Origin of the sequence: Terasakiella sp. 4MB5A (genome assembly GCF_050058155.1) — a bacterium.
In the GTDB taxonomy this organism is placed as follows: domain Bacteria; phylum Pseudomonadota; class Alphaproteobacteria; order Rhodospirillales; family Terasakiellaceae; genus Terasakiella; species Terasakiella halodenitrificans.
Genome location: NZ_CP188815.1, coordinates 423,907 through 437,675, shown reverse-complemented (window position 1 = coordinate 437,675; position 13,769 = coordinate 423,907). Strand labels below are relative to the sequence as shown.

Here is a 13,769-nt window from a genome sequence, read left to right as displayed (position 1 = left end):
TGTCGGAGAAAGAGGCATCTTTTTCAAAAACGGCGCCTAAAAGCCACTGCCGGGTTGTGTGAGAAACACCGCCTCGTCTTTCGTATCCTCGCGTTGCAAAATTTTATTGCGATGAGGAAATCGGCCAAACCGTTTGATAATATCACGATGGCGCAAGGCAAATTCCGTATAATTATCATCGCCCAATGAACTTATCAGAGTAACCGCTGCATTTTGATCATCAATATTTTCGCTATGTTCCAAGGGCAGATAAATAAACAATCGGGCCCCAAGGGATAAATCCACATCCCATTCACGTTCTAACACATAACGTGTAATATCCAGAGCCTGTTCATCTGTCGCAAAAGATTTTGCGTTTTCACGAAACATATTACGAGGGAACTGGTCCATTAAAAGAATAAGAGCCAGACACCCCAGCACTTCTTCTTTCCAGTGATCAAGCGCCCCACTTGCTGCCTGTTCATAGAGGGAGATAAATTGATTGATTATCTGTTGATCGACTTCCCGGTCCTTCATCCACCATATATCACGATGGGTCGCCATATATTCAGGCTTCGCACTATCAAACCAGAATTCAAGAATATTCCTAATCTCGTTATTCATTTGTTTCTCCACATCTCATCACGTTGATATAGGAAGTGAAAAACCAAGAACAACAGGGAATAATGTTTTTTAAAAACAGTTCGCAACCAATTGGCGAAAAGCATCCGCACGATGGCTGATTTCATGTTTGGCGGCAGGCTCCATTTCGCCGAACGTCACGTCATATCCAACGGGTTGAAAGACCGGATCATAGCCAAAACCCCGTTCCCCACGCGCGGGCCAGATCATCTTGCCTTCGACGCGGCCTTCAAATACCTCGCTATGTCCGTCCGGCCAGCCAATCGACAACGCACAAATAAAGGCCGCACTGCGATCAGCCTTGGCTTCGATGGTGTCATATTCGCAAATGGCATCCTCAACCTTTTTCATCGCCCGCTGAAAATCTTTGCGCGGACCGGCCCAGCGGGCAGAATAAATCCCGGGCGCACCCGCCAAGATATTTACTGCCAAACCGGAATCATCTGCCAAAGCTGGTAAGCCGGATGCTTTCGCCGCAGCCAACGACTTAATCAGGGAATTAGCAATAAAGGTTTCCCCATCTTCAACGGGTTCCGGCAAATTTAAATCCTTGGCAGAAATAACGTCCATCCCATAAGGGGCAAGCAATTCCTGAATTTCACGCACTTTGCCCGCATTGTGGCTGGCGATAACAAGTTTTCCGGCATCCAGTTTGCGGGTCATAAGGCTTACTCCAATCCAAGGGCTTTGCGTTGTAAAATACTTAATTCAGTGATGCCTTTTTGCGCAAGATCCAGCAACTGGATAAATTGTTCACGGCTGAACGGATCTTCTTCCGCTGTTCCCTGAATTTCAACAATCCCGCCCTTGCCGGTCAGAACAAAATTCGTATCAGCCTGTGCCGCACTGTCTTCATCATAATCCAGATCAAGAACAGCTTCGTCTTCATAAATCCCGCAAGAAACCGCTGCGACTTCATCCGACATCGGAATGGCATCCAGCTTGCCCGCTTCCACCATTTTTTGAAACGCCGCATACATGGCTACATAAGACCCGGTGATGGATGCTGTGCGTGTCCCGCCATCAGCTTGCAACACGTCGCAATCCACACGGACCTGAATTTCACCCATGGCTTTCAAGTCCGTTACCGCACGTAAAGAACGCCCGATCAAACGTTGAATTTCTTGTGTCCGCCCGGATTGTTTCCCGCTGGACGCTTCGCGGCGCATCCGGTCATGGGTGGAACGCGGCAACATACCATATTCCGCCGTCACCCAGCCTGCCCCACTGCCACGCATCCAACCAGGGACTTTTTCTTCCACGGTCGCCGTACACAAAACGTGGGTATCACCAAATTTTACCAGGCAGGAACCTTCTGCATATTTGCTGAAACCCAATTCGAAACTGACATTGCGCAGTTGATCGGCGGCGCGACCGGACGGACGTATGGTCATTACAGTAAATCTTCTTCAATGATGGAAATATTCAGATCATAAGACACTTCGCCTTCGTCTTCATCGCGATGTAAAACACCGATAAATTCATCCAGAATATAAACTTCGGTCGGATGGTCCGCCTTTTTCGGCGGCTGGATACGAATTTTATCGTTGCCGAACGTTTTACGCAGGTGGGCGGTGACTTTTTGAATTTCATCCATCGTGATCATATCGAATATCCTATTAGGCCTGTCATTAAGTTTGAGTCGGTTTAACATAGCCTCTCGCATTGACGCAATGACCTCTTGAGACTAAATTTCCCAGATGTTGAGTAATTTGAACGATAGATCGCGCGATATCTTTCGCCGCATTGTGGATGCCTATATGGAAACGGGCGAGCCTGTCGGCTCGCGCACCGTTTCAAAACTGCTGGAAAACTCTTTGTCTCCGGCCTCCATTCGCAATGTCATGGCGGATCTGGAAGATTTGGGGCTTTTACATTCGCCCCATACATCTGCTGGGCGTATGCCCACAGAACAAGGATTGCGCCTGTTTATCGACGGGGTTATGGAAATTGGTGACTTACCGGCCAATGAACGAAAAGTCATTGATAAGGAATGTTCTGCCAAGGGCCGCAAATTCGAAGATGTAATGTCCGAAGCCTCTGGCATGATTTCCGGCCTGTCCGGGTGCGCCAGTCTGGTCTTTGCCCCAAAAACAGATTCTCCGCTGAAACATATCGAATTCGTCAATCTGTCACCCGGACGCACTCTTGTCATCATGGTGATGGAAAACGGCGTGGTCGAAAACCGGGTTATCGACACCCCGCATGACATCCCGCCCAGTGCCCTGGTACAAGCCAGCAATTATTTAGGGGCCAAACTGGTCGGACGCACCGTGGCCGAAGGTTTGGGCGAAATTCATAAAGAGCTTAAAAACCAGCAGGCACAACTGGATGAACTGACCAGCCATGTTGTTAAAACCGGATTGGCCCAATGGGCAGGCGGGACAAGCGATTCGGGTTCGCTGATTGTCCGGGGCCAAGCACATTTACTGGATGATGTCGCCGCCATTGGCGACCTGGAACGCATTCGATCCCTATTTGAAGCTTTAGAAACCAAAGAAACCCTGCTAAAGCTTCTGCACCTTGCCGATGGGGCAGATGGCGTACAAATTTTTATCGGTTCGGACAATCCATTGTTTAACGTGTCCGGCTGTTCTATGGTGGTGGCCCCGTTTCGCGACGGTCACCAAAAGATTGTCGGCGCAATTGGTGTGATCGGGCCAACCCGTATCAACTATGCGCGCATTATTCCGATGGTCGATTACACCTCTAAGGTAATCGGTCGATTGATTGGCTAGAATAAAGTTGAAGAGAAGACGAAATGTCAGGCGAACACACACAAGCAACACCTGCAGAAAATGACCCTGTAACCGAAGAAGTTACAATCGAGGAAGGCGCACCACAAGAAACGTTGGACGCGGACGTACAAGGTTTTGCCGAAGACGCAAATGCAAACAAACGCATTGCCCAGTTGGAAGCAGAACTGGAAGAAACCAAAGGTAAATGGTTGCGCGCTGTCGCGGAAGAACAAAACGTACGCCGCCGTTCTGAACGCGAAAAACAGGATGCCCTGAAATACGGCGTGACCAATTTTGCCCGTGAAATGGTTTCCGTTGCCGACAATTTGCGCCGTGCCCTCGAAAGCACCCCGGATGATATGAAAGACACCGATGTGATCAAAGGTGTCGATATGACCGAACGCGAATTGCAAAGCGCCTTTAAAAAAGCCGGTATCAAACGTGTTGAAGCTGCCGGTCAACCGTTTGACCACAACCTGCATCAAGCCATGTTTGAAGTGAACGACCCCAGCCAACCCGCCGGTTTGGTCGCACAAGTCATGCAGGATGGCTACGTCATTCATGATCGCCTTTTACGTCCGGCAATGGTCGGTGTCACCAAAGGTGGCCCGAAATATGAAGCCCCACAGGAAGACACCACTTCAAGTGAAGAAGCACCGGGCACAACAGAAGCCTATGAAGCGGGAAATGACGAAGCTGGTGCAAATCTGGATCAGGAAACCTGACCCGACAATCCACGTTCTCGTTTTTCGAATAAAAAAAATGGCTGCGCATAAAACGCAGCCATTTTTCATCATCGTGTCAGCTTAAAACGGATTAGGACTTTCCATCCGTTTGCGCGGAGTTAAAAGCCTCAGACCACGACGATTTAAATGCCGTCCACGCCTCATTGAAACCGTCTTTCAGTTCGGACCAGCTTTCTTTCGTGCCGGATTTCAATTCACCGTAACGTTCTCCCAACTGGTTACGTTTTTGGCGCAAATCTTTCAATGCAACCTGTGTCTTTTCACGTGTTGCGCCTGTCATATCATTCCAGTTTTCCCGCACTTGATTTTCCAATTGGTCAATTTCCTGATCCATCTTATTCATCGCGCCTTTAATTTTTTGTGCGGCTTGATCACGCTTGGTTTGTGTATAGTCACCAACACTATTAACAGCCTGATCGACTTCCTTACTCATTTCCTGATAGGTCGTTTCATCGGCCATCACAGGTGTCGTAAACATCAGCCCCGGTACAATCAAAGCTGTGGCAACAAAACCTGATAGAGCTATATGTTTCAGCTTGTAAGTCATGCGAAATCCTCTTTCTCAAAATCAACAGTCTTGCGTGTGATCACTTGCTGCAGATCTATTTCAAGAGTAATGATTGCGGGCACGTTCCACGGCTTCTTTTAAATCTTGCCATGCATTATCCGCACCGGTTTTTAGCTCTTCCCACGCGTCTTCGGAAGCGACAGCAAGATCTTCGAGTTCCTTGTTCAGCATTTCCTTTTTCGCGTTGAGTTCCATCATTTGACGCGAATATTCAACATGTACCTGAGCCCGTTTTTGCGTCGCTTTATCCTTTAAGCGTTCAATTTCAAACTCAAGGTCATCAAGTTGGTTTTTGATCTTCTGAAGATAAGTTTCTTTATGAGTCACGTGACTTCTCCATTCGTTTCAAAACCGCCTGCAAACTCTCTCACATCAGAGAAAGTGCAATATCGGCTTTTCAATGTTTTTGACGAAGGTTTCGACGGATAGACGGTGTATAAAAAGCCAAAACAGGCTACCGTAAAAAATATATCCGTCGTCACGCGCAGAGGGTGGATCTTGATTTTTCAACCTGAATGTTTTGGCTCCGCGCGGACATGCTTGTATCAAGTCATGCCGTTGTTGAAAAATCTTATGATCTGAACGCATGCATTCCTTTCAAAGCAATGCTGCGCTATCCTTAGAATAAGTAGAAAACAGGCTCCTCTTTTGTGTTTCACTGTTTTAGAGGTAGTTTAAAATTCTTGCCTGTAAAGGGGAAACGTAAATTTAATCTGATATTTTTCAATAAGATAAAGAAAAAGGCCTGCCTGTTAAGTACAAGCAGACCTTCTTTTTTAGGGATTTATCAGCCTTGTGCAATCATATCACGCAACTGTTTCGCCGCCACGGTCAACATGGCAAAATCAATACCCGGTGTGGATTTAATTTCCGCCAACATTTGGTCGGTCTGATCCACAACAGTTTGATTATCATCAAGCCATTTCGTCAATCCGCTGAGCGCATCTTGCCCACCTGCAATATTATCAATTGCCATATTGGTTAAGGTTGATTGGTAATTGTACAAATCCTCAATCAACGCACCGACAGCCAATTTTTGCCAATGGTTTTTCAGGCCCAGTTGCTCACCTGTGGCACGCATCCAACCCAAATCGAAACGCGAACCGACTTCGAAATAGATTTTGGAAACATCCACAACATCCATTTCGCGTTTTTGGGCAATGCCAACGATATCGCAACCCGATACCAAGACGACTTTACCCGCAACACTCTTTGCCAATTCTTCCGGGACACCATTGGCAATAAAGGTTTGCGCCTGATCCAAATGTGCTTTCAGAATATTCTTCGGCAACACTTCTTCCAGTTTCTCACCCAATTTTTGCAAACCGCTTGAGAACGATTCAACCGTCTTACCCAAATCCAGTGGTTTCTCACCATAACGCAAGAACCACTTCGTGCCCCGGTCAATCAGTTTATTGACCTGTTGCAACATACGGATTTGTTCCTTGGCACTGACTTTATTGTCCAAATCCTCGATATCCGCCCAGGTTTCGCGCAAGCCGAATGAGTCGCGCGTGATCAAATAAGCCCGTGCGATATCATCCGGTGTTGCGTTGGTATTTTCCATCACTTGAGTCAGGAAGCTACCGCCTACACGGTTGATCAAAGAGTTGGTAATCCCGGTCGCAATAATTTCACGACGCAGCATATGGTTTTTGATCTGATCCTCAAACATGTCTCCCAACTGTGTCGGGAAATAACGGATCAAATCTTCTTCCAAACGCGGATCGTCCGGTAAATCGGATTCCAGCAGCTTGTCATAGAGCCAGATTTTCGCATAAGGCATCAGGACCGAAACTTCCGGTCGGGTCAAACCTTTCTGCGCCGCTTGACGTTCTGCCAGAACTTCTTCATTGGGCAGAACTTCAACATCACGGTCCAAACGGCCTTGGCGTTCCAGATATTTCATCAGGCGTGCCTGTTGATCCAGCAAATCCAAAGCCCGATCCTGAACGATCGTAATCGCCTGACTTTGCAGGTAATTGTCACGCAAGACCAAATCAGAAACTTCATCGGTCATTTGTTCCAGAATCTTGTTGCGCTGTTTCATGGTCATATCACCATTTGCCACAATCTGATTGAGCAAAATTTTGATATTTACCTCGTGGTCAGAACAATCCACACCGGCGGAGTTATCAATCGCATCGGTATTGTTGCGTCCACCATGAAGGGCAAATTCAATTCGTCCGCGTTGCGTACATCCAAGGTTTGCTCCTTCGCCGATAACTTTACAATGAAGTTCCGTTGCATTCACGCGAATAGCATCATTGCCCCGATCACCCGTATCAGCATCACTTTCGTGGCTTTCCTTGATATAAGTTCCGATCCCGCCAAACCAAAGCAACTCGACCTGTGCTTTTAAAATGCCGCGGATCAGCTCATTAGGAGACAAGGATTTAACCGACCCCGCCAAGCCTAAGGCCTTACGGATTTCCGGTGTAATCTCAATCTTCTTGGCGGAGCGCAAGAAGACACCGCCACCTTTGGAAATCAGGGATGTATCATATTGATCCCAGCCCTTGACCTCATCAAACAAACGTTTGCGTTCCTCCCACGATTTTGCCGCATCCGGGGTCGGGTCGATGAAGATATGCAGATGGTTAAAGGCCGCAACCAACTGGATATGTTTGGATAACAACATGCCGTTACCGAACACGTCGCCGCCCATATCACCCACACCAGCCACGGTGAAATCTTCATTCTGGATATCTTTGCCCATTTCGCGGAAGTGACGTTTGACCGACTCCCACGCACCTTTGGCAGTGATCCCCATTTTCTTGTGGTCATACCCAACAGACCCGCCAGAAGCAAACGCATCGCCCAACCAATGCCCGTATTCTTCAGACACACCATTGGCAATATCGGAGAATGTCGCCGTCCCTTTGTCGGCAGCAACCACCAAATAAGGGTCATCATCATCATGGCGTACAACCTGTTTCGGCGGGACAACCTTGCCCGCCACATAGTTGTCGGTCAAATCCAGCAAGCCGCGAATGAAGGTTTTATAACATTCAATGCCTTCTTTCAGGAAAGCCTCACGCCCGCCTTCGCTTGGTGGTTGTTTGACGACAAAGCCGCCTTTGGAACCTACCGGTACGATAACCGCGTTTTTAACCTGTTGCGCTTTCACAAGCCCAAGGACTTCTGTACGGAAATCTTCGCGACGATCCGACCAGCGCAAGCCGCCACGGGCAACTGGTCCACCACGCAAATGCACCCCTTCAACCCGTGGGCTGTAAACAAAGATTTCCCGCCACGGACGCGGCAAGGGCAAATCTTCGATTTCGCGCGAGTTCAGTTTAAAGGACACATAAGGCTTGTCTTTGCCGTTTTCATCCATCTGGAAATAGTTGGTGCGCAACGTGCAATCAACCAAATTCAGGAAACGTCGCAAAATACGGTCTTCATCCGCGTTCTGCACCGTGTCGAGAATTTCCAGAATTTGCGTCCGAATTGCATCAATTTTTTTCAGATCGTTTTTGATCTTTGGATCAAATTTTTCATAAAAGAGGTCAACCAGCAAACGCGTTACTTCCGGGTTGGAAGCCAATGCACGCTGCATATAGGTTTGCGAGAACGGAATGTTGGCCTGACGCAAATATTTGCACATGGCACGCAACAACATCACCGGCCAAGGCTTGATCCCGGCCTCGATAACCAAGCGGTTAAAGCCGTCATTTTCCACTTGCGCCGTCCAGACATGACGGAACGCTTCCTGAAAACTTTCACGAATGGCTGACAGATCAACATCACCGCCACTGGCCGTGGTCAATCCGAAATCGTGGATCATAATCAATTCACAATCACAATTTTGCGGATAGACCGGATAGGGGTGTTCATCCAGTACGCGCAAGCCCATATGTTCCAGCATCGGCAAAACATGGGATAACGGAACCGCCCCATTGGGATGATAAAGTTTAAAACGGATGACATTACCTGCCGCCTCAATCGGACGATAAAGGCTCAGCTGCAATTCACCGGTCTTCAATACGTCATCCAGTTTGGCAATATCGTTTACTGCCAATGCGCCGTTGTGGGTTTCGATGTATCCGGCCGGAAAAGCATTGCGATAACGTCGATATTGCTCCAAGCCTTTTTCTTCACCGTTTGACGTCACCAATTGATCGCGCAAATGATCGGACCAGCTGCGCGCAGCTTCGATCAATTGGTTTTCAACTTCATACAGATCAACGTCGGTCTTACCCGCATCCGGTGTTGACACAATCACATGCAAACGAGCCAGGGGTGCATCACCAATCTGGGTATAAAAGGCTTTCAATTCACCATTAAATGCCCGTTCCAAAATCGCCTGCATGTCTTGGCGCAATTCCGTTGTCATGCTGTCACGCGGAATATGGATCAAACAGGACGCAAAACGTGAAAAATCATCCATACGCACAAACAACGCAACACGTTGACGTTCTTGTAGGTTGAGGATGCCCATGCACATTTCATAAAGTGCATCTTCATTAATCTGGAAAAGTTCGTCACGCGGGAACGTGTCAATAATATGGGCAAAAGCTTTGCGATTATGACTGCCCGGCTTAAACCCGGCCCGGTCCATAACACGCATGGATTTCATGCGTACAAGCGGAATATCATGGGGTGCCCGGCTATAAGCCGCCGACGTAAACAGGCCGACAAAGACACGCTGGCCAATCACTTTGCCTTTTGCACCATAGCGTTTCACACAAATCACATCCATGTAAACCGGGCGATGAATAACCGACTTATGGGATGTTTTCACAATCATCAACGGGGATGAATCTTCTGTAAATTTGCCTTTATCCGATGCCGGGCTGGTTGCCAATACGCTGATTTCATCAAGGATATCTGATTTTGGATTGGACAAAATACCAAGCGCCCCATCCAAAACGGGAACGACCGTATTCCCCTTGATATCGAAATCACAAACACCCAACAAGGTAAAGTGATCATCATGAACCCATTGCATAAAGTCACAGACTTCTTTGGCTTCTTCCGGGTTCACATCCGGTAATTTTTTAGACAGTCCTTCAATCGTATCACGGGCCGCTTTGCGCATATCCTGCCAATCACGTACCGCGGCATCGCCTTCACTCAGGCAATGTTTTAACCGGTCACTTAATGTCTGCAATTGCGCCTTGTCTGACTGCCTATTCACAAAGAACAGCATGTAAGATTCATACTGGCAGGTATCGCCCCACGATTTCGGTATTTTTTCGTCTTCAAACAATGTGCCGACAAGATGGCCTTTATCGTCGCGGCACAAAGTAATGACGGGATGAATCGTCAGGTAAATTGTCATATCGCTTTCCGTCAATGCAGAGGTGACGGAATCGACAAGGAAGGGGCGATCAGATGTGCAGATTTCAACGACTGTATGGTCGCTCTGCCAACCGTGCTCTTCCAGGTTCGGGTTATAAACACGCACCAAAGTTTCATCACTTTTGCGCTTGGAGGCAAAACGCCAAAACGCCAGTGCAGAGCCGTAAATCTCTTCTTCCTGGCGCCCGATCAAATCATGAGGAGGTACTTTTGAAAAAAATTGTTGAACAAATTTCACCGCATCAGCGGCATCTTTTTTTGGTAATCTGTCGTTAATCAGCTTGGCAACTTTATTTATGAGGTCTGCTTTCTGCTGTTCCGACTTGGAAAGCGTCTTATTCATTCCATTCATCCCTGTAGCCCATTTATTGGGTCGTTACACATATGGGGATTTTTCCCCATATGTTAAGGCTAGGATAAAAATACCAATTTACAAGTAAATAGATGACTTCTGACTAAAATATATGCAGTTTTTTCTCCATTCTACTTTGAATAGAGGCTTTGTAGGAGTATATTTACCTATAAGGGGATAGGCATACAGGGCAAAAAAAGATGATGAAAACAAAGCATGAAACGAATCCAAAAGGTTACCTTCTTCATCACCGTTTAGACGGGGATATTGTGGCTTCTTTGGACGATTGGCAGCGCCACGCCATCAATGATGCTTTGGAAACAGCGAGATGGTCCAACCAACATCCTTTAAACCTTCGCCTATCTATTCCGTTTTTCAAGAAACGTTTTTACCTGACCATTGTCGGCGGTCCGGAGCAACGCACACACACCCGGTTAAAGGAAGAACGCCATACCCATCCCATACGATCCGTCATGAATCTCTTATTCGCCGTGGGTGTGGTCGGGGGCGCAGCTGTTCTTATGCTGCTTATACTGGCACTTTACAGTTCCATTCTTGAATTTTAAGGCTTTCCCGAACAGCCAAAACGGACCAGCATTTCAACCATTTGTTCCGCACTAAAGGGTTTTGCCAGCGCATCATCCGCACCCAGCGTTTTTGCATAGCGCAAGGGTTCAAACTCGCTGTCACCATACCCACTCATGGCAATAATTTTTAAATCGGGATGGTTTTGACGGATATTGCCGATTGTCTCAAAGCCATCACATTCCGGCATAAAGATATCCAGTAAAACCACATCGACATTTTCATCATTGAGAATTTGACCAGCCTGAAGACCATTTTCTGCAACCCGGACATGATATCCGCGACTACCTAAAACTTCGGACATCGCAAAACGGATTTGTTCATCATCATCTACCAGCAAGATTTTCGTCATTAAAATATGATCTCCAGATAGAATAGCCAACCTGATACTAAACTCTAATATATTTTTTTATAGCATTTAAATTGTAAGTTATGAATGATTATTTGACCAAAAGTTGCGGATCCAACGCTATCCCTTTCAGGCTGACTCCCCAATGCAAGTGCGGCCCGGTTGCCCGTCCTGTCATACCGACTTTGCCGACCGGATCGCCCTTTTTTACCAACTGGCCTTCTTTCACCAGAATGTCATTCATATGAATATAAATGGATTGCAGACCATGTCCATGATCAATCATAACGCATTTACCCATCAGATACATATCAGGATGTACCAATGAGATCACCCCATCGGCATCTGCTTTAATGAGGGTGCCTTTAGGGGCAGCAATATCCAATCCCTTATGCGGACTGCGTGGTTTACCGTTTAAAATCCGCTGGGATCCAAACACACCAGAGATACGCCCCTCAACCGGCTGCATAAAGCCGGAGGCAAACCATGTTTCAGGTGTAAAAGTCTGACGGGTGCGCCCGACAGCCGCATTATCGGCACGAATGCGTTTTACAGCTTCGGGGTTGGGTGTCACTTTCTTTTTCGGCAAACCATCAATGCGCTGTATTTTAAAATTCTGTTTGGCAATTTTAAGCGTCTCGCTGACTTGCTGACCATTGGGATACGTAATCATCAAGTGGCTTTGTGCCCCATGATCCCGACCAAATCCCAATAGAAACAAACCATCTTTGGAAACCGGAATATCTGAGGCATCCAGACTGACCAGACTGCCCGGTGTTACCGTCCCAAAAACCAATCCCCCTTGCTTAAGCGCTCCGTTCAAGGAATAAGTTGCCGCTTGCGCACTCACCGCCAGAAAAACACTGAATATCATCACAAGGGCACACAGTCGGATACGAGACATCAAAGGCATTAAAACAGGCTTCCTTGTTTCGATGGCGTTTTTGGGCGTTGGGGTTTTTGCTTGGGTTTAGGTTTGGTCGTAACCGGCGGGGCGGATGGGGATGGGGTTTCACCGTCATGGGCCACCACCACATCGACATGTTCATTTCCACCAAATTGAATGGCAAGACCTTGTCCGCTTTCCAAGCCTTTGGCAGAGGTGACAGCGTTACCTACCGTGTCAGTCACAAGGGCAAAACCACGATCCAGAACGCTTTTATAGGAATAACTCTCCAACAACGCCGACAGGCTGACAAGTTTCTGCTGCGCACGTTCAATTCCATCATCCACTGCCTTGCGGCGTACCAAGGCACTTGTGCGATCATACTGGCTGTGTTTTTTCTGCAAAAAGGACTGATATCCCGACATCAACGCCTGTGTGCGCGCACTTAAGCGATCTTGCGCATTTTGTAATTGCTGGTGCGGCTGCGGTATTTTAGAAGCCAATTGATCCACCCGCATCCCATACCGCTGCAAGTAATTGTCCATCGAATTGGCAAGGCGTTCCACTCGATCGTCCAGTCGTTGCGTCATATCATCCACAAGACGCTGTGGGTTGGGGATGGCCCGTCCTGCACTGATTACACGCAGGCGACGGTCTTCCAGGTTTCTGGTAATCGCGCTTTCCAGACGGGTGGCATCGTCCATCACTTGTGCCAATAATTCCCGGCGGACAGGTACGGCAATCTCAGCGGCTGCTGTTGGCGTGGGCGCACGTTGATCGGAAGCATAGTCAATCAGCGTTGTATCGGTTTCATGCCCGACAGCCGAGATAAGCGGAATGTCGCTTTCTGCCGCTACACGCACAACAATTTCTTCGTTAAAGGACCAAAGGTCTTCTAATGATCCACCGCCACGTGCAACGATTAACAGGTCCGGTCGGGGGATACCCTTTGATCCATCCAACGCGTTAAATCCACGAATAGCCTTTGCAATCTGATCGGCTGCCCCCTTCCCCTGAACCAAACAAGGCCATAACAAAACATGACGGGGAAAACGATCGTTTAATCGATGCATGATATCACGGATCACAGCCCCGGTCGGCGACGTCACAATCCCGATGGTTTTGGGCAAAAACGGCAATTTCTTTTTGCGTTCCGAGGCGAATAATCCTTCTGCCGCCAGTTTGCGTTTTAAATCTTCCAACAGTTTCAGCAACGCGCCTTCGCCTGCCAATTCCATCGATTCGATCACCATCTGATATTTTGAACGCCCGGGATAGGTGGTCAAACGCCCTTTACAGACCACTTCCATCCCGTCTTGCGGGCGCAAATCCAGCTTGGCAGCCACACCTTTCCAGCACACCGCATCCATCACGGCGTTTTCATCCTTGAGCGCCAGATAAAGATGGCCGGAAGCCGCACGTTTAAATCCACTGATTTCACCGCGCACACGTACCAGTGAAAAAGCGTCTTCCACCGTCCGCTTTAAAGCGCCGGAAAGTTCAGAGACACTAAAAACCGGCTGATTATGTTCAGCGGGTGTGTCAAAAGCATCTGCAAAAGGGTTGTCAGTCATGGGGGGTAATATGGTACAAGACGATCAACTTGTGAACAGCAAA

The 13,769-nt window shown here is 47.8% G+C and carries 13 protein-coding genes; 3 read left to right on the top strand and 10 right to left on the bottom strand.

The genetic code is table 11. The features are described 5' to 3' along the window. Positions 1 to 36: 36 nt before the first annotated feature. The 4 genes from ACI0FF_RS02100 to ACI0FF_RS02085 all read right to left on the bottom strand — a co-directional run bounded on the left by ACI0FF_RS02100 (position 37) and on the right by ACI0FF_RS02085 (position 2,227). Positions 37 to 603: a DUF924 family protein gene (locus ACI0FF_RS02100; RefSeq protein WP_419798504.1), complete on the bottom strand. Its 567-nt coding sequence runs from the start codon at positions 601 to 603 to the stop codon at positions 37 to 39. Between the two features lie 69 nt (positions 604 to 672). Then, the gene (gene rdgB / locus ACI0FF_RS02095) at positions 673 to 1,284 is read right to left on the bottom strand and encodes an RdgB/HAM1 family non-canonical purine NTP pyrophosphatase (protein WP_419798503.1); all 612 of its coding nucleotides are present in this window, start codon (positions 1,282 to 1,284) and stop codon (positions 673 to 675) included. 5 nt (positions 1,285 to 1,289) lie between these two features. Further along, positions 1,290 to 2,009: a ribonuclease PH gene (rph, locus tag ACI0FF_RS02090; RefSeq protein ID WP_419799679.1), complete on the bottom strand. Its 720-nt coding sequence runs from the start codon at positions 2,007 to 2,009 to the stop codon at positions 1,290 to 1,292. A 5-nt stretch (positions 2,010 to 2,014) separates the two neighbouring features. Then, positions 2,015 to 2,227, bottom strand: coding sequence for a DUF3126 family protein (locus tag ACI0FF_RS02085; protein ID WP_419798502.1), 213 nt, complete (start codon positions 2,225 to 2,227; stop codon positions 2,015 to 2,017). A 94-nt stretch (positions 2,228 to 2,321) separates the two neighbouring features. On the opposite strand from ACI0FF_RS02085, the gene hrcA reads away from it, so the two are divergent. Further along, positions 2,322 to 3,359, top strand: a complete 1,038-nt coding sequence (hrcA, locus tag ACI0FF_RS02080) for a heat-inducible transcriptional repressor HrcA (protein WP_419798501.1) — start codon at positions 2,322 to 2,324, stop codon at positions 3,357 to 3,359. A gap of 23 nt (positions 3,360 to 3,382) precedes the next feature. Beyond that, positions 3,383 to 4,084, top strand: coding sequence for a nucleotide exchange factor GrpE (gene grpE, locus ACI0FF_RS02075; RefSeq protein WP_419798500.1), 702 nt, complete (start codon positions 3,383 to 3,385; stop codon positions 4,082 to 4,084). Between the two features lie 91 nt (positions 4,085 to 4,175). Here grpE and ACI0FF_RS02070 read toward each other — a convergent pair whose 3' ends face one another. The 3 genes from ACI0FF_RS02070 to ACI0FF_RS02060 all read right to left on the bottom strand — a co-directional run bounded on the left by ACI0FF_RS02070 (position 4,176) and on the right by ACI0FF_RS02060 (position 10,323). Then, the gene (locus tag ACI0FF_RS02070) at positions 4,176 to 4,652 is read right to left on the bottom strand and encodes a hypothetical protein (protein WP_419798499.1); all 477 of its coding nucleotides are present in this window, start codon (positions 4,650 to 4,652) and stop codon (positions 4,176 to 4,178) included. Positions 4,653 to 4,712: 60 nt separating this feature from the next. Continuing rightward, positions 4,713 to 5,000 (bottom strand): hypothetical protein, encoded by a 288-nt coding sequence (locus ACI0FF_RS02065; RefSeq protein WP_419798498.1) that lies wholly within the window; start codon positions 4,998 to 5,000, stop codon positions 4,713 to 4,715. A 460-nt stretch (positions 5,001 to 5,460) separates the two neighbouring features. Beyond that, complete coding sequence (locus ACI0FF_RS02060) at positions 5,461 to 10,323, bottom strand: NAD-glutamate dehydrogenase (protein ID WP_419798497.1); 4,863 nt, start codon at positions 10,321 to 10,323, stop codon at positions 5,461 to 5,463. A 209-nt stretch (positions 10,324 to 10,532) separates the two neighbouring features. Between ACI0FF_RS02060 and ACI0FF_RS02055 the strand changes: the two genes are divergently transcribed. Next, a complete protein-coding gene (locus tag ACI0FF_RS02055; RefSeq protein ID WP_419798496.1) occupies positions 10,533 to 10,898 on the top strand; it encodes a hypothetical protein in 366 nt (121 codons plus the stop codon). Here ACI0FF_RS02055 and ACI0FF_RS02050 read toward each other — a convergent pair. From ACI0FF_RS02050 to xseA, 3 genes are all read right to left on the bottom strand, one after another. Further along, the gene (locus ACI0FF_RS02050) at positions 10,895 to 11,269 is read right to left on the bottom strand and encodes a response regulator (RefSeq protein ID WP_419798495.1); all 375 of its coding nucleotides are present in this window, start codon (positions 11,267 to 11,269) and stop codon (positions 10,895 to 10,897) included. The two genes, ACI0FF_RS02055 and ACI0FF_RS02050, sit on opposite strands and share 4 nt — an antisense overlap. Positions 11,270 to 11,357: 88 nt before the next feature. Beyond that, on the bottom strand, positions 11,358 to 12,179 hold the full coding sequence (locus tag ACI0FF_RS02045) for a M23 family metallopeptidase (protein WP_419798494.1): 822 nt from the start codon (positions 12,177 to 12,179) through the stop codon (positions 11,358 to 11,360). Continuing rightward, positions 12,179 to 13,726, bottom strand: coding sequence for an exodeoxyribonuclease VII large subunit (gene xseA, locus ACI0FF_RS02040; RefSeq protein ID WP_419798493.1), 1,548 nt, complete (start codon positions 13,724 to 13,726; stop codon positions 12,179 to 12,181). Before xseA ends, ACI0FF_RS02045 begins: the two co-directional genes overlap by 1 nt. Between the last annotated feature and the right edge of the window lie 43 nt (positions 13,727 to 13,769).

What these genes read in the sequence shown, in the direction of transcription:
- ACI0FF_RS02100 (WP_419798504.1), bottom strand. Translation starts at nt 603, where the DNA reads ATGAATAACGAGATTAGGAATATTCTTGAATTCTGGTTTGATAGTGCG.
- rdgB (WP_419798503.1), bottom strand. Translation starts at nt 1,284, where the DNA reads ATGACCCGCAAACTGGATGCCGGAAAACTTGTTATCGCCAGCCACAAT.
- ACI0FF_RS02085 (WP_419798502.1), bottom strand. Translation starts at nt 2,227, where the DNA reads ATGATCACGATGGATGAAATTCAAAAAGTCACCGCCCACCTGCGTAAA.
- hrcA (WP_419798501.1), top strand. Translation starts at nt 2,322, where the DNA reads ATGTTGAGTAATTTGAACGATAGATCGCGCGATATCTTTCGCCGCATT.
- grpE (WP_419798500.1), top strand. Translation starts at nt 3,383, where the DNA reads ATGTCAGGCGAACACACACAAGCAACACCTGCAGAAAATGACCCTGTA.
- ACI0FF_RS02070 (WP_419798499.1), bottom strand. Translation starts at nt 4,652, where the DNA reads ATGACTTACAAGCTGAAACATATAGCTCTATCAGGTTTTGTTGCCACA.
- ACI0FF_RS02060 (WP_419798497.1), bottom strand. Translation starts at nt 10,323, where the DNA reads ATGAATAAGACGCTTTCCAAGTCGGAACAGCAGAAAGCAGACCTCATA.
- ACI0FF_RS02055 (WP_419798496.1), top strand. Translation starts at nt 10,533, where the DNA reads ATGATGAAAACAAAGCATGAAACGAATCCAAAAGGTTACCTTCTTCAT.
- ACI0FF_RS02050 (WP_419798495.1), bottom strand. Translation starts at nt 11,269, where the DNA reads ATGACGAAAATCTTGCTGGTAGATGATGATGAACAAATCCGTTTTGCG.
- ACI0FF_RS02045 (WP_419798494.1), bottom strand. Translation starts at nt 12,179, where the DNA reads ATGCCTTTGATGTCTCGTATCCGACTGTGTGCCCTTGTGATGATATTC.
- xseA (WP_419798493.1), bottom strand. Translation starts at nt 13,726, where the DNA reads ATGACTGACAACCCTTTTGCAGATGCTTTTGACACACCCGCTGAACAT.